This is a genomic window from Vibrio sp. Vb1018, from assembly GCF_033338775.1.
Taxonomy (GTDB): domain Bacteria; phylum Pseudomonadota; class Gammaproteobacteria; order Enterobacterales; family Vibrionaceae; genus Vibrio; species Vibrio alginolyticus.
Map to the genome: position 1 here is coordinate 7454 of NZ_JAWOTI010000027.1, position 20950 is coordinate 28403.

The 20950-nt window shown below is 44.6% G+C and carries 19 protein-coding genes and 6 tRNA genes (1 of these 25 only partly in view); 10 read left to right on the forward strand and 15 right to left on the reverse strand.

The window, feature by feature from the left end; translation table 11 throughout:
- The 10 genes from R7Z10_RS20985 to lolB all read right to left on the reverse strand — a co-directional run.
- Positions 1-63, reverse strand: a tRNA-Leu gene (locus R7Z10_RS20985) (it extends 173 nt beyond the left edge of the window).
- 54 nt (positions 64-117) lie between these two features.
- Positions 118-194, reverse strand: a tRNA-Met gene (locus R7Z10_RS20990).
- A gap of 77 nt (positions 195-271) precedes the next feature.
- A tRNA-Gln gene (locus R7Z10_RS20995) sits at positions 272-346 on the reverse strand.
- Between the two features lie 32 nt (positions 347-378).
- A tRNA-Leu gene (locus R7Z10_RS21000) sits at positions 379-463 on the reverse strand.
- Between the two features lie 54 nt (positions 464-517).
- Positions 518-594: transfer RNA gene (locus tag R7Z10_RS21005), tRNA-Met, on the reverse strand.
- A 284-nt stretch (positions 595-878) separates the two neighbouring features.
- Positions 879-1970 (reverse strand): redox-regulated ATPase YchF, encoded by a 1092-nt coding sequence (gene ychF / locus R7Z10_RS21010; RefSeq protein ID WP_005393178.1) that lies wholly within the window; start codon positions 1968-1970, stop codon positions 879-881.
- A gap of 10 nt (positions 1971-1980) precedes the next feature.
- A complete protein-coding gene (gene pth, locus R7Z10_RS21015) occupies positions 1981-2571 on the reverse strand; it encodes an aminoacyl-tRNA hydrolase (protein WP_005384112.1) in 591 nt (196 codons plus the stop codon).
- 151 nt (positions 2572-2722) lie between these two features.
- On the reverse strand, positions 2723-3667 hold the full coding sequence (locus R7Z10_RS21020; protein ID WP_005393176.1) for a ribose-phosphate pyrophosphokinase: 945 nt from the start codon (positions 3665-3667) through the stop codon (positions 2723-2725).
- 27 nt (positions 3668-3694) lie between these two features.
- A complete protein-coding gene (gene ispE / locus R7Z10_RS21025; RefSeq protein ID WP_225466577.1) occupies positions 3695-4567 on the reverse strand; it encodes a 4-(cytidine 5'-diphospho)-2-C-methyl-D-erythritol kinase in 873 nt (290 codons plus the stop codon).
- Positions 4564-5202, reverse strand: a complete 639-nt coding sequence (lolB, locus tag R7Z10_RS21030) for a lipoprotein insertase outer membrane protein LolB (RefSeq protein ID WP_017634843.1) — start codon at positions 5200-5202, stop codon at positions 4564-4566. Before lolB ends, ispE begins: the two co-directional genes overlap by 4 nt.
- 134 nt (positions 5203-5336) lie before the next feature.
- Between lolB and hemA the strand changes: the two genes are divergently transcribed.
- The 8 genes from hemA to ybaK all read left to right on the forward strand — a co-directional run bounded on the left by hemA (position 5337) and on the right by ybaK (position 13192).
- Entirely contained in the window at positions 5337-6593 is a 1257-nt protein-coding gene (hemA, locus tag R7Z10_RS21035) for a glutamyl-tRNA reductase (protein ID WP_005384104.1), read from the forward strand.
- Positions 6594-6622: 29 nt separating this feature from the next.
- Positions 6623-7711 carry a peptide chain release factor 1 gene (gene prfA, locus R7Z10_RS21040; RefSeq protein ID WP_005382222.1) on the forward strand — a complete coding sequence of 363 codons (1089 nt, stop codon included), beginning with the start codon at positions 6623-6625 and terminating at the stop codon, positions 7709-7711.
- 3 nt (positions 7712-7714) lie between these two features.
- Positions 7715-8569: a peptide chain release factor N(5)-glutamine methyltransferase gene (prmC, locus tag R7Z10_RS21045; protein ID WP_017634841.1), complete on the forward strand. Its 855-nt coding sequence runs from the start codon at positions 7715-7717 to the stop codon at positions 8567-8569.
- Between the two features lie 40 nt (positions 8570-8609).
- The gene (locus tag R7Z10_RS21050) at positions 8610-8993 is read left to right on the forward strand and encodes a SirB2 family protein (RefSeq protein ID WP_005382225.1); all 384 of its coding nucleotides are present in this window, start codon (positions 8610-8612) and stop codon (positions 8991-8993) included.
- Positions 8994-8998: 5 nt separating this feature from the next.
- Positions 8999-9808, forward strand: coding sequence for a SirB1 family protein (locus R7Z10_RS21055; protein WP_005384098.1), 810 nt, complete (start codon positions 8999-9001; stop codon positions 9806-9808).
- Between the two features lie 53 nt (positions 9809-9861).
- Positions 9862-10713 carry a 3-deoxy-8-phosphooctulonate synthase gene (gene kdsA, locus R7Z10_RS21060; RefSeq protein ID WP_005384095.1) on the forward strand — a complete coding sequence of 284 codons (852 nt, stop codon included), beginning with the start codon at positions 9862-9864 and terminating at the stop codon, positions 10711-10713.
- Positions 10714-10933: 220 nt separating this feature from the next.
- Positions 10934-12616 carry a bifunctional UDP-sugar hydrolase/5'-nucleotidase UshA gene (gene ushA / locus R7Z10_RS21065; RefSeq protein ID WP_213915315.1) on the forward strand — a complete coding sequence of 561 codons (1683 nt, stop codon included), beginning with the start codon at positions 10934-10936 and terminating at the stop codon, positions 12614-12616.
- A 102-nt stretch (positions 12617-12718) separates the two neighbouring features.
- On the forward strand, positions 12719-13192 hold the full coding sequence (gene ybaK / locus R7Z10_RS21070) for a Cys-tRNA(Pro) deacylase (protein ID WP_005384092.1): 474 nt from the start codon (positions 12719-12721) through the stop codon (positions 13190-13192).
- Positions 13193-13256: 64 nt separating this feature from the next.
- Here ybaK and rluF read toward each other — a convergent pair whose 3' ends face one another.
- The 3 genes from rluF to R7Z10_RS21085 form a co-directional block, all read right to left on the reverse strand.
- Positions 13257-14414, reverse strand: coding sequence for a 23S rRNA pseudouridine(2604) synthase RluF (rluF, locus tag R7Z10_RS21075; RefSeq protein ID WP_213915316.1), 1158 nt, complete (start codon positions 14412-14414; stop codon positions 13257-13259).
- A gap of 94 nt (positions 14415-14508) precedes the next feature.
- Entirely contained in the window at positions 14509-15090 is a 582-nt protein-coding gene (gene smrA, locus R7Z10_RS21080; RefSeq protein WP_005382233.1) for a DNA endonuclease SmrA, read from the reverse strand.
- 132 nt (positions 15091-15222) lie between these two features.
- Positions 15223-15363: a DUF3149 domain-containing protein gene (locus tag R7Z10_RS21085; protein WP_005382236.1), complete on the reverse strand. Its 141-nt coding sequence runs from the start codon at positions 15361-15363 to the stop codon at positions 15223-15225.
- Between the two features lie 259 nt (positions 15364-15622).
- Between R7Z10_RS21085 and R7Z10_RS21090 the strand changes: the two genes are divergently transcribed.
- A tRNA-Pro gene (locus R7Z10_RS21090) sits at positions 15623-15699 on the forward strand.
- 441 nt (positions 15700-16140) lie between these two features.
- On the opposite strand, the gene R7Z10_RS21095 is transcribed toward R7Z10_RS21090, so the two are convergent.
- Positions 16141-16563 (reverse strand): hypothetical protein, encoded by a 423-nt coding sequence (locus R7Z10_RS21095; RefSeq protein WP_005382000.1) that lies wholly within the window; start codon positions 16561-16563, stop codon positions 16141-16143.
- A 112-nt stretch (positions 16564-16675) separates the two neighbouring features.
- Positions 16676-17548 carry a TraB/GumN family protein gene (locus R7Z10_RS21100; RefSeq protein ID WP_005382001.1) on the reverse strand — a complete coding sequence of 291 codons (873 nt, stop codon included), beginning with the start codon at positions 17546-17548 and terminating at the stop codon, positions 16676-16678.
- 494 nt (positions 17549-18042) lie between these two features.
- Here R7Z10_RS21100 and R7Z10_RS21105 point away from each other — a divergent pair, with 494 nt between their 5' ends.
- Positions 18043-20694 (forward strand): beta-N-acetylhexosaminidase, encoded by a 2652-nt coding sequence (locus R7Z10_RS21105; protein WP_318105865.1) that lies wholly within the window; start codon positions 18043-18045, stop codon positions 20692-20694.
- The last annotated feature ends 256 nt before the right edge of the window (positions 20695-20950 follow it).

Sequence of the window (20950 nt, forward strand, 5' to 3'; positions counted from 1 at the left end):
ACTCTCACACCTTGCGGCGCCAGAACCTAAATCTGGTGCGTCTACCAATTCCGCCACTTCCGCAACTTATTCTGTAGTTATCAAGGTAATTGGTAAAAACCTAAATAACGTTGTTCATGGTGGCTACGACGGGATTCGAACCTGTGACCCCATCATTATGAGTGATGTGCTCTAACCAGCTGAGCTACGTAGCCATCTTTTGGAGCGAGACAATATAAACCTTCACGCTCTCAGTGACAACCCCTTTTATAAAGGAATCTCACTTGAATAATGGCAGGTCTACCTGGATTCGAACCAGGGAATGGCGGCATCAAAAGCCGCTGCCTTACCGCTTGGCGATAGACCTGCAGGCAATAGTCACAATGACTATTTAAAATATGGTGCGGAAGGAGAGACTTGAACTCTCACACCTTGCGGCGCCAGAACCTAAATCTGGTGCGTCTACCAATTCCGCCACTTCCGCAACTTATTCTGTAGTTATCAAGGTAATTGGTAAAAACCTAAATAACGTTGTTCATGGTGGCTACGACGGGATTCGAACCTGTGACCCCATCATTATGAGTGATGTGCTCTAACCAGCTGAGCTACGTAGCCAAAACCATATTTTTTGTTCTCAACGCTTTGTTGCCTTGTCGTTGGGAACGGCGCGCATTATGCGAAGTTGAGTGAGATCCGTCAACAGTTTTTTTTAATAAATTTCGGAAAAAACCTCGTTCGCTTCCTTTTTAAACAAAGAGGCGTGTTTATGATCTAAAACTGGAAATAAATTAGCTTGCAGTTGCGTAATTTATTTTTGTTCATTTACTTAAGGTATTAAAAAAGCCAGCTTAACAGCTGGCTTTTAGTGTAAATGAAGTGTTTAGAATTCATTCATTTAATTAAACATTGAAGCGGAAGTGTACAACATCGCCATCTTTTACGATGTAGTCTTTACCTTCTAGACGCCATTTACCTGCGTCTTTTGCGCCATTTTCACCATTGAATTGGATGAAATCGTCGTAACCGACTACTTCTGCACGAATAAAGCCTTTCTCGAAGTCAGTGTGGATCTTACCTGCCGCCTGAGGCGCAGTTGCACCAACAGGGATTGTCCAAGCACGTACTTCTTTAACACCTGCTGTGAAGTAGGTGTGTAGAGTCAGTAGTTCGTAACCAGAGCGAATTACACGGTTCAGGCCCGGCTCTTCGATCCCCATATCTGCTAGGAATTCTTCGCGATCTTCATCTTCTAGTTCAGATAGTTCAGATTCGATAGCTGCACATACAGGTACAACGACATTGTTTTCTTTTTCTGCGAACTCACGAACCGCATCTAGATATGGGTTATTTTCGAAGCCATCTTCGTTTACGTTTGCAATGTACATAGTTGGCTTCAGTGTTAGGAAGTTTAGGTAGCCGATTGCTGCTAACTCTTCTTTAGATAGCTCAACTGTGCGTGCCATGCCGCCTTCAGTTAGTACTGGTAACAGTTTTTCTAGTACGGTTAGTTCAAATTTTGCGTCTTTATCGCCGCCTTTTGCCTTCTTCGCGTTACGTTGAATCGCTCGCTCACAAGAATCTAGGTCAGCCATTGCAAGTTCAAGGTTGATCACTTCGATATCTTCGATAGGTGAAACTTTACCTGAAACATGAACAATGTTTTCGTTTTCAAAACAACGTACAACGTGGCCAATCGCGTCTGTTTCACGGATGTTAGCTAGGAATTTGTTACCTAAACCTTCACCACGTGATGCACCAGCAACAAGACCAGCGATGTCCACGAACTCCATCGTCGTTGGAAGAACTCTCTGTGGGTTAACGATCTTAGCTAGTGCGTCTAGACGTAGATCTGGCACAGGAACCACACCAGTGTTTGGTTCAATGGTACAGAACGGGAAGTTTGCTGCTTCGATACCCGCTTTAGTTAGTGCGTTGAACAGAGTTGATTTACCTACGTTAGGTAGACCAACGATGCCACATTTAAAACCCATGATAGTAACCTTATTCAGCTTTGAACGTGTGGAGGCGATTTTGTGCTTTAGATAGGCCATCCTTAATCAGGATATCTAGACAACGAACAGCCTCATCAGCTGCTGCATCTAAAAGCTCTTGCTCTTTAGCTGGCGCTTTACCTAATACAAAACCCGCCACTTTATCTTTGTGTCCCGGATGACCAATGCCAATACGAAGACGATAAAAATCTTTGTTATTGCCCAGTTTGCTAATGGTGTCACGCAGACCGTTGTGTCCACCGTGACCCCCACCTTTTTTAAACTTAGCGACACCTGGCGGTAAGTCTAGCTCGTCATGAGCGACCATGATCTCTTCAGGTTTAATTTGATAAAATTTCGCAAGCGCTGCGATCGATTTACCTGATAGATTCATGAAGGTGGTTGGGATAAGCAAACGGAGATCCTGGCCATTGACCATAATGCGTCCTGTTAGACCAAAAAACTTTGGTTCGTTCTTCAGTGTAACGTTGTGAACGCGTGCTAATTCTTCTACAACCCAAGCGCCCGCATTGTGACGAGTTCTGGCGTATTCTGGTCCTGGATTAGCAAGACCAACAAGAAGTTTGATTTGTTGACTCAAGGTTAGGATCTCTCTGGAATCTCAAAAAGCGCAGTATGATAGCACAGAAAACTCGCGGTGGGCGACCAAGGGATTTTCTAGTTATCAGTACAAATAAAAAAACACCCCAAAGAGGGGTGCTTTTGAAATCAGTGTAACTGAAATGTTCGTATTAGTTGAACATTGCAGAGATTGACTCTTCATTGCTGATACGACGAATCGCTTCAGCCAGCATGCGAGATAGGCTTAGTGTTGTCACTTTACCTGTTGCAGCCATCTCTTTAGACAGAGAGATAGAGTCAGTTACGATAACTTGGTCAAGAACTGAGTTCTTGATGTTATCCGCAGCGTTGCCTGAGAATACTGCGTGAGTAGCGTAAGCGAATACACGCTTAGCACCGCGCTCTTTTAGTGCTTCAGCTGCTTTACATAGTGTGCCACCTGTGTCGATCATGTCATCAACGATCACACAGTCACGACCTTCAACATCACCGATTAGGTTCATTACTTCAGAAACGTTTGCACGTGGACGACGCTTATCTACGATTGCGATGTCGATGTCGCCTAGTGCTTTTGCTGTTGCACGAGCACGAACAACGCCACCTAGGTCAGGAGATACCACTACAGGGTTATCTAGACCGCGAGCCTGCATATCTTCAAGTAGCACTGGCGTGCCGAAGATGTTGTCTACAGGTACATCGAAGAAGCCTTGAATTTGCTCTGCGTGTAGGTCGATAGTTAGAACGCGGTCAACACCAACGTTAGATAGGAAATCAGCAACAACTTTTGCAGTAATTGGCACACGCGCAGAACGTACACGACGGTCTTGGCGAGCGTAGCCGAAGTAAGGGATAACTGCAGTGATACGGCCTGCTGAAGCACGGCGCATTGCATCAATCATAACAACCAATTCCATTAGGTTGTCGTTAGTCGGTGCACAAGTGGATTGAATGATGAAAACATCGCTACCACGAACATTCTCATTGATTTGAACTGCAACTTCGCCATCAGAAAAGCGAGAAACAGATGCATCACCAAGAGAGATGTAAAGACGATCAGCAATACGTTGGGCTAGTTCAGGTGTTGCGTTACCAGCAAATAGCTTCATATCAGGCACGGTGGAAACCTCGGGTTTGCGTCCAGTTTAAATAGGTCGGTGTGAGGCTGATTGGTATTCAGCCAAAGTCTCTTTTAATGGCGAAATATTGCGCCCTTGAGCGACAAATGCCGAGACTTTATCAGAGAGTTGTGCAAGGATAGTTTCTGCTTCAGATTTGCTCGAAAATTCAGCAAAAACGCAAGATCCTGTCCCCGTCAATCTTGACGGCGCGTATTGTAGCAGCCAAGAAAGTTGCTTATCAACCTCTGGGTAGAGCATTCGTACAATTTTTTCGCAATCGTTTACGCTTGGCGTATTTAAAAGTGTTTCTAGATCTCGTTTTGGGGTGTTTCGCGTCAGATCTGGATGACAAAAAACGTCGACGGTTGCGATAGATACATTCGGTCTGACGACTAAGTACCACTTTTCTTCGGGATAAGCAGGAGAGAGTTTTTCACCAACACCTTCAGCAAAAGCTGCAAATCCGCGCACAAATACGGGCACGTCTGCGCCCAGTTTTAAACCAATTTCAGCCAGTTCGTCGTCAGTTAGATTCAGTTGCCATAAGTAATTCAGTGCCACTAATGCTGTAGCTGCGTTCGATGAGCCCCCACCAATGCCTCCACCCATAGGCAGCACTTTCTGTAGCTCAATATGCGCGCCAAAAGGGCAGTTTGAGTAAGCTTGAAGCGCGGTTGCTGCTTTCCAAATTAAATTGTCTTGAAGAGGCACACCTTCTATCTCTGGAGAAATCGTAATATCACCAGAATAGTTCGCTTGAATAGTGAGCTCATCGCCGTGATCGACGAATTGGAATAACGTTTGTAACTCGTGGTAGCCATTCTCTGTACGGCCGTTGATATATAGAAAGAGATTCAATTTCGCTGGTGATGGCCAGCGTGTTGAAAGTTCAATCATTGGGTGATGTTCCATTTTGTGATCACTAGATTTATTTTGACATCAGCTGTGGTGAGTTTCAGCTTATTTGGCAGAGGGAGAGACTGTTCATGCCATTGAACGTCGCCATATCGTTGATAAGCAATACTCCAATCATTTAAACCAATTTGTTTGTTTAACGCTTGCAGTGTATTGGTTGGAGACAGTTGGAATTTGTCGGCATCGGTCGGTAGACCTAATAGCCAGTCAGGCATGTGATCGACGGGCATCATCAACCCTGTAAGACGGTAAATCAGCTGGTTAGCACTGCGAGAAGAAAGGACCTGATCGTCGTAAGTTTCTACTGTGGCGCCTTGTGGGGTGATGGTGAGCTTTAATGCCGTTTGTCCGAGAATCGTTGTTAAACGCAACTGGCTTAGTGCTGAAGAATGTTTCCAGTAGAAGTTTAAATTTTGTCTTTGGTCTGGGCCAATATAACCAAGTTTCCCCGTTGCTTGAAAATCTTGGATGGTTTCGAGTCGCTGCTCGTGAGCTTGCCATTCAACGCTGGTAACACTTTCAGGAACGGACGAACAACCAGCGAGCAGTAAGCTCGACAAGAAAAAAAGAATAAAGGAGCGTAACGTCATGTTTGATGGCTTATTAATCAGTTTCATCGGGAATCGCTCACAACTATAGCATTGAAAAGTCGCACTTAGGAAAACAAATCCGGCTTACCCTTTCAATAAATGCGTGCTTACAGTAAAATTCTGGACCTATTTTATAACCTATCCCAGAGATACCACGTTAGATGTCCTTGCTTGCTATTGGAATTAATCACAATACAGCGTCTGTCGACTTGCGAGAGAAGGTGGCGTTTGGTCCGGATAAACTCGGCCCTGCACTCGAGCAACTTAGAGAGCACGAAGCGGTTAACGGCAGTGTGATTGTTTCAACCTGTAACCGAACTGAGTTGTACTGCGATGTTAAGCAAGGAGCGCGAAACAAGTTGATCGATTGGCTTGCTCAATTTCATCAAGTGAGCCGCGAAGATTTAATGCCGAGTTTGTATGTTCATGAAGAACAAGCTGCAATAAAGCATTTGATGCGCGTATCGTGCGGTCTTGACTCTCTGGTGTTGGGTGAGCCTCAAATTTTAGGGCAGGTAAAGCAAGCATTTTCTGACTCGCGAGATCATCAAGCCGTCGATGCCTCGATTGATAAACTGTTTCAAAAGACGTTCTCAGTCGCCAAACGGGTGAGAACAGAGACAGATATTGGTGGTAATGCCGTGTCCGTGGCTTATGCGGCATGTACACTGGCAAAACATATTTTTGAGTCGTTATCAGATTCAACCGTGCTTTTAGTTGGTGCGGGTGAGACGATTGAATTGGTCGCGAAGCATTTAGCGTCCAACGGTTGCACAAAAATGATTGTCGCGAACCGCACTAAAGAGCGCGCGCAAGGCTTAGCGGACCAATTTGGCGCAGAAGTGATCAGTTTGAACGAAATTCCTGAACATTTGGCGAAAGCGGATATTGTGATTAGCTCAACGGCGAGCCCATTGCCTATTATTGGCAAAGGTATGGTCGAAACGGCTCTAAAGCAGCGCCGACATCAACCTATCTTGTTAGTCGATATTGCGGTGCCGCGAGATGTAGAGTCGGAAGTCGGTGAACTGAACGACGCATATCTGTATTCTGTTGATGACTTGCAATCTATCATCGACAGCAACATTGAGCAGCGTAAAGTCGAAGCGATTCAAGCTGAAGCGATTGTTAGTGAAGAAAGCGCTGCGTTTATGACATGGTTGCGTTCACTGCAAGCCGTCGATAGTATTCGCGACTATCGCAAATCAGCCAACGAAATTCGTGAAGAGTTACTGAGCAAAAGTTTGCAATCTTTAGCGGCAGGCGCAGATCCGGAGAAAGTGCTGCGCGAGCTGAGTAATAAACTCACCAACAAACTGATTCACGCTCCAACTCGCGCATTGCAAAGTGCAGCAGAGCAAGGCGAACCAGCAAAATTAACGATTATCCGCCAAACACTTGGCTTGGATGATCTATAACTCACGCTTTTTATTAAGAAAACGACACTATGAAAGCCTCTATTCTGACTAAGCTAGAAACGCTAGTAGAACGTTACGAAGAAGTTCAACATCTTCTTGGTGATCCTGATGTAATTGGAAATCAGGACAAATTCCGTGCTCTATCAAGAGAGTACTCTCAGCTAGAAGAAGTAACCAAGTGCTTCCAAGCTTATCAACAAGCACAAGAAGATCTTGTCGCCGCTGAAGAGATGGCAAACGAAGACGACGAAGAAATGCGTGAAATGGCGCAAGAAGAAATCAAAGAAGCGAAAGCGACGATTGAGCGTCTTACTGATGAGTTACAGATTCTTCTTCTGCCAAAAGATCCGAACGATGATCGTAACTGTTTCCTAGAAATTCGTGCAGGTGCGGGTGGCGACGAAGCGGGTATCTTCGCGGGTGATCTATTCCGTATGTACAGCAAGTACGCAGAAAAGCGTGGCTGGCGCATCGAAGTCATGTCTTCAAACGAGGCAGAGCACGGTGGTTACAAAGAGATGATCGCGAAAGTAAGCGGCGACGGTGCGTACGGCGTGTTGAAATTTGAGTCAGGCGGTCACCGTGTACAGCGTGTTCCAGCAACAGAGTCTCAAGGTCGTGTGCATACTTCTGCTTGTACAGTAGCAGTAATGGCGGAAATCCCTGAAGCGGATCTGCCAGAAATCAAAGCAGCAGACCTGAAAATCGATACGTTCCGTGCATCTGGCGCGGGTGGTCAGCACGTTAACACCACGGATTCTGCAATCCGTATTACCCACTTACCAACGGGTACGGTAGTAGAGTGTCAGGATGAGCGTTCACAGCACAAGAACAAAGCGAAAGCAATGGCGGTTCTTGCTGCTCGTATCGTTCAAGCGGAAGAAGAGCGTCGTGCCGCAGAAGTGTCTGATACACGTCGTAACCTTCTAGGTTCTGGTGACCGTAGTGACCGTATTCGTACATACAACTACCCACAAGGTCGTGTGTCTGATCACCGTATCAACCTGACCATCTATCGTTTGAACGAAGTGATGGAAGGTGACCTGCAGAGCTTGATTGATCCTGTGATTCAAGAGCACCAAGCAGACCAACTTGCGGCGCTCGCAGAGAACGGCTAATCGATGAGCCAAGTTCAATCGATTGAGCAAGCACTGAAAAGTGCGACGGCGAAACTGGCAGAAGGCGGCAAAGAGTCGCCTTCTCTCGATGCAGCTGTACTCCTTTGCCATGTCCTTGGCAAACCACGAACTTACCTGCTGACCTGGCCAGAAAAAGCGTTAGAAGCAGAGCAAAAATCTCAGTTTGATGCTCTACTTGAACGACGTTTAACTGGTGAACCCGTCGCTTATATTATTGGTGAGCGAGAGTTTTGGTCTTTACCGTTTAAAGTTTCTCCTTCTACCCTGATACCTAGACCGGATACAGAACGTTTGGTCGAAGTTGCACTCGATAAGACCTACGAGCAAACTGGGCCTATTTTAGATCTTGGAACGGGGACGGGAGCTATCGCCATCGCGCTTGCATCTGAAATGCCAAAGCGTCAAGTGATGGGCGTAGACCTTAAGCAAGAAGCGAAAGCACTTGCAGAGTACAATGCTGAGCAGCTAAACATCAAAAATGTGACCTTTGCTCAAGGCAGTTGGTTTGAGCCTATTACAGAAGGTACGAAGTTTGCTTTAATTGTCTCCAACCCGCCATATATTGATGAAAAAGATCCACATTTATCCCAAGGTGATGTGCGCTTTGAGCCAAAATCTGCATTAGTTGCTAAAGAGAATGGCTTAGCTGATATTCGTCATATCTCGGATCTTGCTCGTCAGTATCTTGAAGTGGGCGGTTGGCTGGCATTTGAACATGGTTATGATCAAGGTGAGGCGGTGCGTGAGATAATGCGTGGCTTTGGTTACCAACAGGTCGCTACGGAAAAAGATTATGGCGGTAACGATCGAGTAACACTTGGTTGTCTGGCCAGTTAATCATGGAAGTCAGCAAACACTAACTAAAAAGAGAAGAAAAATGTACGTAGCTCTAAAACACATACACTTAGTGACGATCGCTCTCAGCGCGACGCTACTATCGATCCGATTCGTGTTAATGATGATGAACTCACCGAAGCGAAATAATCGCTTTTTGAAAGTGTTTCCCCACATCGTTGATACTGCATTGCTAGTGTCAGGTATCGCGCTTATTTTCATTACGGGTTTCATCCCGTTTACCGATGCCGCACCGTGGTTAACAAACAAAATCACCTGCGTACTGGCGTACATTGCGCTTGGATTCTTCTCATTGAAACTTGCGAAAAACAACCTACTGAAGATATTTGGCTTTTTCGGCGCATTAGGTTGGTTGGTCATGGCTGCAAACATTGCTGTGTCTAAGAGCCCTACGTTATTTGGATAGACGTCATGTTAGAGTTTTTTGACGAAGATTTTGACAATATACCGTTGGTGGAAGGTGCGCTTGAGCTAAACAAAGCGATTAACCCAGAAACCAAAGTACATTGGGCGAAACAAGAGTTAGAGCGTCTTTACAAAGATGCAGAAGCCACGCTTGTTCATGAAACCGATGAAGAGCAACGATTTGATGCATTCCTACGACTGTTTTTCCACGAGTGGGGATTCAAAGGCGACGAGCAGGAATACTTTATTTCGGACAACAGCTTCATCGATAAAGTGTTGGAGCGCAGAAAAGGTATTCCTGTGAGCTTAGGTTCGATTTTGTTATACCTAGGCAAAAAGCTGGGTTTCCCGCTGAAGGGAGTTACTTTCCCTACTCAGTTCTTGTTAAAAGTCGACTGGATGCATAAGAAGCCAGACTACATCAATCCATTTAATGGTGAGTATGTAGGTGAAAGGATTCTTCAAGCTTGGCTTATTGGCCAGGAAGGACCGCTAGCTCAGCTAAAGCCTGAACATTTTGAGGAAGCTGACAACCCAACAATTATTGGTCGCTGGTTGGCATTGATTAAAAGTGCGATGTTGCGTGAAGAGCATTATACGTTGGCATTACGTTGTACGAATCTTGCTCTAACGTTTGTGCCAGATGATCCATACGAAATTCGTGACCGTGGTTTTATTTTCCAACAGCTAGAGTGCCCTCAAGTAGCGGTATCAGATTTTCAGTACTTTATTGACCAATGCCCTGACGATCCGGCTTCCGAGCTACTAAAATCACAAGTTAATGTGATGAGTGAAACGCACGTCACACTTCACTAATTTTATCGATGTGCCGAACTGTGGCGTATCGTGGACAGAAAAAGAGAATCAAAATGGAACAGAAAATCGTTAATATCGGCGACATTCAGGTTGCTAACGACAAGCCATTCACCCTATTTGCAGGTATGAACGTTCTTGAGTCTCGTGATCTTGCGATGCAGATCTGTGAGCACTACGTAAAAGTAACGGAAAAACTTGGTATTCCTTACGTATTTAAGGCGTCGTTTGACAAAGCAAACCGCAGTTCTGTTCATTCATACCGTGGTCCAGGTCTGGAAGAAGGTATGAAAATCTTTCAGGAGCTGAAAGACACTTTTGGTGTAAAGATCATCACGGACGTTCACACTGAAGCACAAGCTCAACCCGTCGCTGACGTGGTAGACGTTATTCAGCTTCCTGCATTCCTAGCTCGTCAAACTGACCTTGTTGAAGCTATGGCCAAAACAGGTGCGGTTATCAACGTGAAGAAACCTCAATTTATGAGCCCAGGTCAAGTGGGTAACATCGTTGAGAAGTTCGCAGAATGCGGTAACGACAAGATCATCCTATGTGAGCGCGGTTCTTGCCACGGCTACGACAACTTAGTGGTTGATATGCTTGGTTTTGGTGTGATGAAAAATGCTTCGAAAGGTAGCCCAATCATCTTTGACGTAACGCACTCACTACAAATGCGTGACCCATCAGGCGCAGCATCTGGCGGCCGTCGTGAGCAGACAGTTGAACTTGCAAAAGCGGGTCTAGCGACAGGCATCGCAGGTCTATTTATCGAAGCGCACCCAAACCCAGACCAAGCGCGTTGTGATGGCCCATCTGCACTGCCTCTAGACAAGTTAGAGCCATTCTTAGCACAAATGAAATCGCTTGATGATCTGATCAAGAGCTTTGCAGATATCGATATCAAGTAAACGCCAGATGACTGGTGGTAACAAATACTATAGCCAACCGAGTGTTGGCTATTTTTTTATCTGAAAAGCCGTGAATTCTCAAACTTGTTACTGATGAATTTGTTATTGCTAAACAATGCATCATAATTATTAAATCAATGTGTTAGGGTGCACGTGGTTTTCAAATAGATCCAATGCTTAAAATGTGCATCAGTAATCCCAATAAGAAAAAGGTAAATAAATGAATCAGCGTCTGATGATCAAAACTGTTTTGAGTGCCGCTATCTTGGCCTCGTTAGCTGGGTGTGCTACGCAACCTGCACCAGAATGGAATGCCGATACAACCTATAAATTGACCGTATTGCACACTAACGATCATCATGGTCGCTTTTGGCAAAATCGATACGGTGAATATGGCATGGCGGCGCGTAAAACGTTAATCGATGATTTGCGCGAAGAAATACAGGCTGAGGGGGGCAGCGTGTTACTGCTTTCTGGTGGTGACATCAACACAGGAGTACCTGAGTCTGATTTACAAGATGCCGAGCCGGATTTCAAAGGCATGAGCAAAATTGGTTACGATGCGATGGCTCTAGGTAATCATGAGTTTGATAATCCATTGGACGTGCTATTCAAGCAGCAAGAGTGGGCAAACTTTCCGATGTTGTCTGCCAATATTTACGATAAAAATACTGGCAAGCGTTTATTCCAACCATACGCGATGTTTAACAAGCAGGGCATTAAAATTGCGGTCATTGGTCTTACAACCGAAGACACAGCGAAACTTGGCAACCCTGAATTCATTGAACAAATTGACTTCCGTGACCCGAAAGAAGAAGCCAAGAAGTTGATTGCAGAACTGAAAGAAACAGAGTATCCAGATCTGATTTTTGCTGTCACGCATATGGGACACTATGAAAATGGTAATAGAGGCATCAATGCTCCCGGCGATGTGGCGTTAGCTCGTTATTTGAATGACGGCGATCTCGACATGATCGTTGGAGGACACTCACAAGAGCCTGTTTGTATGGAAGGGCCAAACGTTATCAAAAAGAACTTTAAACCAGGTGATGAATGTCAGCCCGATAAACAAAATGGTACCTTTATTGTTCAGGCACATGAGTGGGGGAAATATGTGGGACGCGCCGATTACGAGTTTCGTAATGGCGAACTCTCGATGGTGAGCTACGATCTAATCCCTGTAAACTTGAAAAAGAAAGTTAAAGTTGATGGTCAGTCGCAACGAGTCTTGATCCAAGATGAGATTAAACAAGACGAAATGATGCTTGAGTTTCTTCGTCCTTATCAAGAAAAAGGTCAGGGCAAACTAAACGTGAAGATTGCAGAATCTAACGGTAAGCTTGAGGGTGACCGCAATGTGGTTCGTTACCAGCAAACAAACTTAGGTCGATTAATTGCAACGGCTCACATGGAACGTGCGAAAGCAGATTTCGCCGTAATGAATTCTGGCGGCGTTCGCGATTCGATTGCTGCGGGTGATATTACTTATAAAGACGTGCTCACTGTTCAGCCATTTGGCAATATGGTTTCTTACGTTGATATGACGGGTAAAGAGGTATTAGATTATCTAAATGTCGTTGCAACTAAGCCTGTTGACTCTGGTGCTTATGCACAGTTTGCCGGCATTGCGATGAGTATCAATAATGGTGAGGTAACCAATGTGTTTATTGGTAATAAGCAACTTCGCTTAGATGGTAATTACCGCTTTACCGTACCAAGCTACAATGCTGCTGGTGGTGATGGTTACCCTAAAATCGACGATCATCCAGGGTATGTAAATACAGGTTTTACCGATGCTGAAGTTTTGAAGGATTATTTAGAAACACACAGCCCTATTGATGTTAATGAGTATGCCCCTTCAGGTGAAATCACGTATTTAGTTGATACGGCGATTGATCAGTAACCCAACAGAGAAAAAGCGATTGACTCAAACTCGCTGATATCATTAACTAAAAGCGCAGATCCAATTCAGTCTGCGCTTTTTGTTTTTATGAGGAGAATCTTGATGACTCCGGCCATTAATCTTGCGAAAAAGAAAAAAATTCCACACACGATTCATCAGTATGAGCATGACCCTAGAGCCGATAGTTATGGCTTGGAGGCTGCTGAAGTACTGGGGCAGGATCCGAAAACAGTATTTAAAACCTTGCTGTTCTGCTTGAACGGGGAGCCAAAGAACCTTGCGGTTGCGATTATCCCTGTTGATCAAAAGCTGAACCTAAAACTGGCGGCGAAAGCAGCGAAGGGCAAAAAGGCCGATATGGCTGATCCGGAAATCGCCCAAAAGACCACAGGTTATGTCGTTGGTGGAATTAGCCCACTAGGGCAGAAGAAAGCCTTACCTACTTTTTTGCACGAAAGCGCAGCAGAGCAAGACAAAATCTGTGTGAGTGCTGGTAAACGTGGTTTAGAAATTGAGTTAGCCCCGAGAGATTTGCTGAGCTTAACTCGCGGTCAGTTTGCACCTCTTTGTTTGTAAACTCATGACAAATAAAAAGGACGCTCATGAGCGTCCTTTTTTGATCTTGCCTGTCAGTGAAGCGTTACTTCTTCAGACTCAATGTACCACCATCGCGTTTAGCTGGTTTACTTGGTTTCGCGGCATTTGGGTTCATGTAATGCTGCTTGGGCTTACTCGGTGATTGAGGCTTGTTTGCTGAATGCGTATTGCTCGATGCATCTGGTTTACGGTGTGATTTACCATGCTCGCCTTGCGGTCTGCTGCGTTCACCTTGTGGTTTCGCTTTGTAATGTTCTTTAGCTGGACGTCCGCCTTCATCATCACGCTGACGACGCTTTTGTTGACCTTTTTTCGAGTTTGGTGCATGACGGAATTCATCAGCATTGTTACCACGGAAAGTTCGTGTCTTCTGGTTACGACGAGCAGTAGAATCTTGGTTTTCTTCGCGGCTATCAAACAGCTTCGCGTCGGTCGCTTTACGAATGTTGCGACCTCTAGAGTCTGTTTTTGATGCTTCTTCTGTACCTACCGAGCCTTCACACATTGCTAGGATCTCTGCCACTTCTTCGTCACTTAGATAACGCCATTTCCCATTGGGAATACCATCAAGAGAGATATTCATGATGCGTACGCGACGCAGCTTGAATACTTCATAGCCCAGCGCTTCACACATGCGACGGATCTGACGGTTAAGTCCTTGAGTGAGCACAATACGGAAAGAGAATTTAGTTTCTTTCGTTACCTTACAAGGTAGGGTGACTGTGTCGAGAATCTTAACGCCACTCGACATCTGTTTGAGAAACTCGCCTGTAATTGGCTTGTCCACGCGTACGACGTACTCTTTTTCGTGGCTGTTGCCTGCGCGAAGGATTTTGTTCACGATGTCGCCATCGTTGGTCAAAAAGATCAGACCATCAGAGGGTTTGTCTAAGCGGCCGATCGGAAAGATACGTTTTTGGTGGCCGATGAAATCAACGATGTTTCCAGGGACGTCTCTCTCAGTTGTACAGGTGATGCCTGTTGGTTTATTGAGAGCGATATAAATCGGCTTCTCTTTTGCTGCCACTGGCTTACCATCCACACAAACATCATCACCAGGTAGCACTTTTGTCCCCATTTCAGGTTTGTTGCCATTAATGGTGACACGGCCTTGCTCAATCAGTCTGTCTGCTTCACGGCGTGAGCAAAACCCCGTTTCACTGATGAATTTATTTAATCGTTTAGCGTTGTCTTGTGACATTTTTGTCTCCTAACGTTTCACAACGGCGAATGAAGCTCCCTTCCTTTAAGGGGAAGGAAGAATAAGGGCGGCCATTCTAGCATTAGGGTGAAATTTAGCCTAACCGTTTTTGGTGACGTTCGCGGGTTTCTAATTTCTTTTCCGCACTTTTTCTAAGTAGGACGTAAACGGCTCCAGTTCCACCGTGAAAGCGTTGCGCACTATGGACGCATTGGACTTCCTTTATTTGTCGTAGCCAACTGCTAACAAAGCTTTTCATCATTGCAGGTGGATTTGAGCGTTCTCCTCGACCATGGACGATAACGACCGTTCTAATGTCCATTGATAGGCATTGCTTTAAAAACGTCACGACTTCATCACGTGCTTCTTTCAATGTTTTACGGTGCAAATCCAAGCGAGCTTGGATTGGATACTTACCAAGGCGAAGTTTGCGGTAAACCCCGTCCTGTACACCATCACGTTTGAACTCAACAAAGTCCTCTGGCTTGAGCATTTCAGCGTGATCAAGTGATAGGTATTCTGGGTCATCTTCCGTTAACCAGATTGCTGCTTCGCGTTTTGCGAGCTGTGCTTCTGTTACTTGGTGTACTTTTTTGTGTTCGGTGGTGTCTTGAGTGATTGGCTTTACATCGCCCATCATCTGTTGAAATAGATCAAAATCGTCGTCGTGAGACATAGCAGTAATCTCATTAAGAACAGGGAAGAATAATAGGATTATATCAATGAGTGGTGCATTGAGATCAAATAAAAAACCGGAGTAGGCAAGTAACCGACTCCGGTGCAAAGCGTTTCTAGAGCTAAGCGAGATCTAGTGAGGAGATTTGTCGTTCATGATCTTGTATATGAAGAAACCGCCGTAAAATAACATCAGACCAATTGCCCCAAAAATTACTATCATTGACGATAGACCCACTGCATTACCAAATAGGAGATCAAGCCAAAAGTCCATACGTTTCCTCCAAGATGTTCCCGACAGGAATAAACTAAATGGCGGTGTCTTATTGCACACTGATCTGGATCAATTATGTTGCTAAGGTTAATAAACTGTATTTTGTTGTGAGTTATCAGTCACATTTTACGTGCTAGTGTTCAGTTATTCATCAAACGAATTAAGACCTAAGGTTTTTTTGTAAAAAGCACTTGCGCCACAGTTCAGAATCCGTAATATACGCATTCGTTGACGGGGACAATTCCTCAGTTAAACATCTCGGTGAATAGCGCAGCTTGGTAGCGCATCTGGTTTGGGACCAGAGGGTCGGGGGTTCGAATCCCTCTTCACCGACCACTTTCAGAAAGCCTGCTCAATGAGCAGGCTTTCGTCGTTTTAGCGGCAGCAAATTTGACTTTGATAGTAGCGAACCAAATGGGGTTCGCCTGAAGTTAGAATATGGCTCTTCATCGACACATATTGAGAAAAAGGCTCTACAGAAATGTAGAGCCTTTTTCGTATTTGGTGATATTTATTTGGAACCAGAGGATCGGGGTCTGGAATGCCAGTCCTCTGGAAGCCCAGTCGCGTCGAATCCCTACTTCACCGACCACTTTTAGAAAGCCTGCTCAATGAGCAGGCTTTCGTCGTTTTTAGTGCTAGTAATTTTAGACTTCAATAGTATCGAACCAAATGGGGTTCGCTTGAAGTTAGAACATGGCTCTTCACCGATACGTATTGAGAGGAAGGCTCTACAGAAATGTAGGGCCTTTTCATTTTTTAGAGCGAGTAAATTTATTACTTGATGTCACACGAGATAGTATTGATAGGAGTTTCAGAAGTAGTGAAACAGACATAAGCGGTCTTTGGGTGATTTGGCCCAATCTTGACGTAACCCGCTTTTAAATCGTCTTCATCAAACGTTACTGAGTGAGATTTGCTTGTATTTCCATCATAGTAAACCGCTTCAAAGCCTTGGTTCATCATATGTGCAACGCGATTTCGAGTGTGGGCTGTTGAAAACGTGATGTTCGCGCAACGCATCATTGGTTTTTCGGTAATAAGAAATTGACCACTCTCTTTATCTAAAACACCGCCTTTTACTTCCGGAGTTATATCAATAGCTTGAAAAGCTTCTACGTTGCATGGCGGTTTAGCATAAGACAGCGAAGAAGTGAGCATAATTCCAATCGTGTATAGGAATAAATATTTAAATTTCATATGAGTTGTTTTGTATCCACTTAGCTTAACGGCGTTTTATAAGAAAGTTTGAATGAATTTTAAATGGTTGTATTTAAATAATTGTATTTAAATGGCATTTTTCAAACAATCACTAGATATCACAATTTGCTTGGCGCGTCTTACCCAGTGGTTTGATGTTAAATCCCCGATTTTTAAGCAGTTCAATCAGGTTATCTTTACCTACTAAATGCAAGCCACCAACAACAACGGTGTAACGACCCGATTGCTGAGGTAGAACACTGCCAGTGTCGAGTTTTTTAGCCCAATCTCGATTACGCTCGTATAAAAAGGCTTGGTTAAACTCTTCTGTTGTATGATCGGTCAAAGAGGCTTCGACCAACATGCTACCATCACCACTCTTCCAACTCTCTATCAAGCATTGAACCAACTCTTCTCCGCCATCATATTCTTCAATTGATGAGAGAAGTATCTCTTTACCGCCTTCTGATTGACCTGCGATTAAATCGATTTGGAATTGCACGGACTCCAGTGGAATGACCGGGATTTGCTTTTTATCAGCGAGTCCTATTAAGTGCATGTCGACCCCTTTATCAGAGACATACCCCAGTTTGTTGACTAAAGCGAGTTGGATGGTGAATGCCGCCATCCAAGGTGGGGAATTTAGGAGTTGAGTTTCTGGCAAACCTAAATCTTGGGCAATTTCAATTAAGTGGCGACGTTGAGCTCTGTCTAAAACATCTTTAGAAAGAATGGTTGTTTGTGGGTAAACCAAGCCTTCAGAATTCCTGACGTCTGCTTCAATAATCAACCCTGCGCTTTGGCTTAAATGCTGGATGACCGTTCTAGGGAGTGGGTACATCGTTTTATCCCCCACATGTACCGAGCCAATAATCATAAGTTCGGTTTCCCCTTTTTTCGCTAACCAATGCTGTGGCTCTGCATAAGAGGAAAAAGGAGTCAAAGTAACAAGTAGAGATGATATGAGCGTCAAGAGACGAAACATAGAATGGTCCTCAGATAAGATACCTTTAAACTTTATACGCAAAATAGCGTGAGGTTAAGTGCAATTTCTCCAGTGGGGTATTCGACAAAATCGTCATTTCTAAAAATATTGACGAGTTTTGACGACGAATAAATGAGAGTCACTTCACGAAAGGTAAATAGGTAATTCGCTTACTAATGGTTCACAAAATAATTAGGCGTGATCCAAATCTTACAAAATCAGTCGTAACTCATGAATATAAGTGACCTAGATCGCAGCAAACTCGTCAAAACAAGTTGTTCGATTTTGACGTGTATTGTAACTCCATGAAAATTAGGTTTTTATTGTTTTTGCTGAGTGTCATTTTTTGAGCTGGATCACTTCCTATTTCTATTTATTTTACGCTTAGAAATAACAGGTTGTATGTTGAATGTAACGGTTAGGCACCTCGCATTTGAGGGGCCGAGATTTTTATCATTGTCGTTTTGAACCACTGACTTTTTTGGGGAAGTAAGATGTTTAAACCTAGTCTGATTGCTGTTTCTGTTATCACTACATTAGCAGGTTGCTCTGCGCTGCAAAGCTCTGAACAACAAGTTGTAAACTCATTGGCTGATAACCTTGATATTCAATATGAAGTGTTGACTAACCACGGCGCAAATGAAGGTCTTGCGTGTCAAGACATGGGGGCAGAGTGGGCGTCTTGTAACAAGGTAAACATGACGCTGGTTAACCAAGGTGAAGCGGTTGACTCAAAAGATTGGGCTATTTACTTCCATAGCATTCGTCTGATTCTGGATGTTGAAAACGAACAGTTTAAAATCTCTCGCGTAACGGGTGATCTACACAAACTAGAACCAACAGATAAGTTTGATGGTTTTGCTGCGGGTGAAGAGGTTGTGCTTCCTCTTGTTGCTGAATACTGGCAGTTATTTGAAACTGACTTCATGCCAGGCGCTTTCGTTGCTGCACCAAATGCAGAGCCTAAGATGATCGCTTCTCTTAACACAGAAGACGTTGCATCTTTCGTGACTGGCCTTGAGGGTAACAACCTAAAACGTACGCCAGATGACAACAACGTATTTGCGAGCGCTGTGTCTCGTTTCGAGAAGAACGAAGATCTAGCAAAACAAGACGTATCAACCACGTTACTACCAACGCCAATGTCTGTTGAAGCAGGTAAAGGTACGGTAGATATCGCGGCGGGTATTGCGCTGCCTAAAGACGCATTCGATGCGGCTCAATACGCAGCAATTCAAGGTCGTGCAGAAGTGGTAGGTGTGGATGTTCGTGGTGATCTTCCTGTAAGCATCACTGTTGTTCCTGCAGACTTCACCGGTGAATTGGCAAAATCTGGTGCTTACGAAATGAGCATCAAAGGCGACAGTATTGCGATTAAAGCGTTTGACCAAGCAGGTGCTTTCTACGCAGTACAATCTATCTTTGGCCTGGTAGATAGCCAAAATGCTGATTCTCTACCACAACTGTCTATTAAAGATGCGCCGCGTTTTGATTACCGTGGTGTGATGGTGGACGTGGCTCGTAACTTCCACTCTAAAGACGCGATTCTTGCAACGCTTGACCAAATGGCCGCGTACAAGATGAACAAACTACACCTTCACCTAACGGATGATGAAGGCTGGCGTTTAGAAATCCCGGGTCTGCCTGAGCTGACTGAAGTGGGTGCTAACCGTTGTTTCGATTTGGAAGAGAAAAGCTGTTTACTGCCTCAGCTTGGCTCAGGTGCAACGACAGACAACTTTGGTTCTGGCTTCTTCAGCAAAGCAGACTACGTGGACATCTTGAAGTACGCGAAAGCGCGTAACATCGAAGTGATTCCTGAAATCGATATGCCAGCACACGCTCGTGCAGCAGTGGTATCAATGGAAGCACGTTACGACCGTCTAATGGAAGAAGGTAAAGAAGCAGAAGCGAACGAGTACCGCCTGATGGATCCTCAAGATACATCGAACGTAACAACGGTTCAGTTCTACAACAAGCAAAGCTTCATCAACCCATGTATGGAATCTTCAACTCGCTTTGTTGATAAAGTGATTTCAGAAGTAGCAGCAATGCACCAAGAAGCGGGCACGCCGCTAACAACATGGCACTTTGGTGGTGACGAAGCGAAGAACATCAAGCTAGGCGCTGGTCTGCAAGACATCAACGCAGAAGACAAAGTAAGCTGGAAGGGTAACATTGATTTGTCTAAGCAAGACAAGCCATTCGCACAGTCACCACAATGTCAGACGCTAATTGCAGACGGTACGGTAAGCGATTTTGCTCATCTACCAAGCCACTTTGCAGAAGAAGTGTCGAAGATGGTGGCAGAGAGAGGCATTCCAAACTTCCAAGCTTGGCAAGATGGCCTTAAGTACAGTGAAGGTGAGAAAGCGTTCGCAACAGAAAACACGCGTGTTAACTTCTGGGACGTTCTTTACTGGGGTGGCACATCATCAGTGTACGAATGGTCTAAGAAAGGTTACGACGTTATCGTTTCTAACCCAGACTACGTATACATGGACATGCCGTACGAAGTTGACCCGAAAGAGCGTGGTTACTACTGGGCGACGCGTGCAACAGATACTCGTAAGATGTTTGGTTTTGCACCAGAGAACATGCCTCAGAACGCAGAAACCTCTGTAGACCGCGATGGTAACGGCTTCACTGGTAAAGGTGAAATCAAAGCGAAACCTTTCTATGGTCTATCAGCACAGCTGTGGTCTGAGACAGTACGTAACGACGAGCAATACGAGTACATGGTATTCCCTCGCGTACTGGCAGCCGCTGAACGTGCATGGCACCGTGCTGATTGGGAAAACGACTACAAAGTGGGTGTTGAATACTCGCAAAACTCTAACCTAGTAAACAAAGCTGCGCTAAACCAAGACTACAACCGCTTTGCGAACCTACTTGGCCAACGCGAACTGGCTAAGCTAGAAAAATCAGGTATCGACTACCGCCTGCCTGTACCAGGTGCGAAAGTAGAAGAGGGTAAACTGGCAATGAACGTTCAGTTCCCGGGTGTGAAGCTTCAATACTCTCTAGACGGCAAGAACTGGCTAACTTACGCAGATAATGCTCGTCCAAATGTGAAAGGTGAAGTGTTTATCCGTTCTGTGTCAGCAACCGGTGAGAAAGCAAGTCGAGTGACCAGCGTGAAATAACTCGATTCTTGTAAGTTAATTTTTTGGCAAAGCCTCAACATCATGTTGGGGCTTTCTTTATTTTTTTAGGAAATTAAGCGTGATCGATGTCTAATTATTTTTCATTGATAAATAAGTTTTGGGTTGTAATGGTCAAGGTTATTGTGAACCGGATCGACTTAATCTGATAAATATCAATAAATTATCTGTTTACGATCACACTTCTATTTTTTGATAATTTTATAAAAATACGGTAAGTGCCTGTATTTTCCATGTT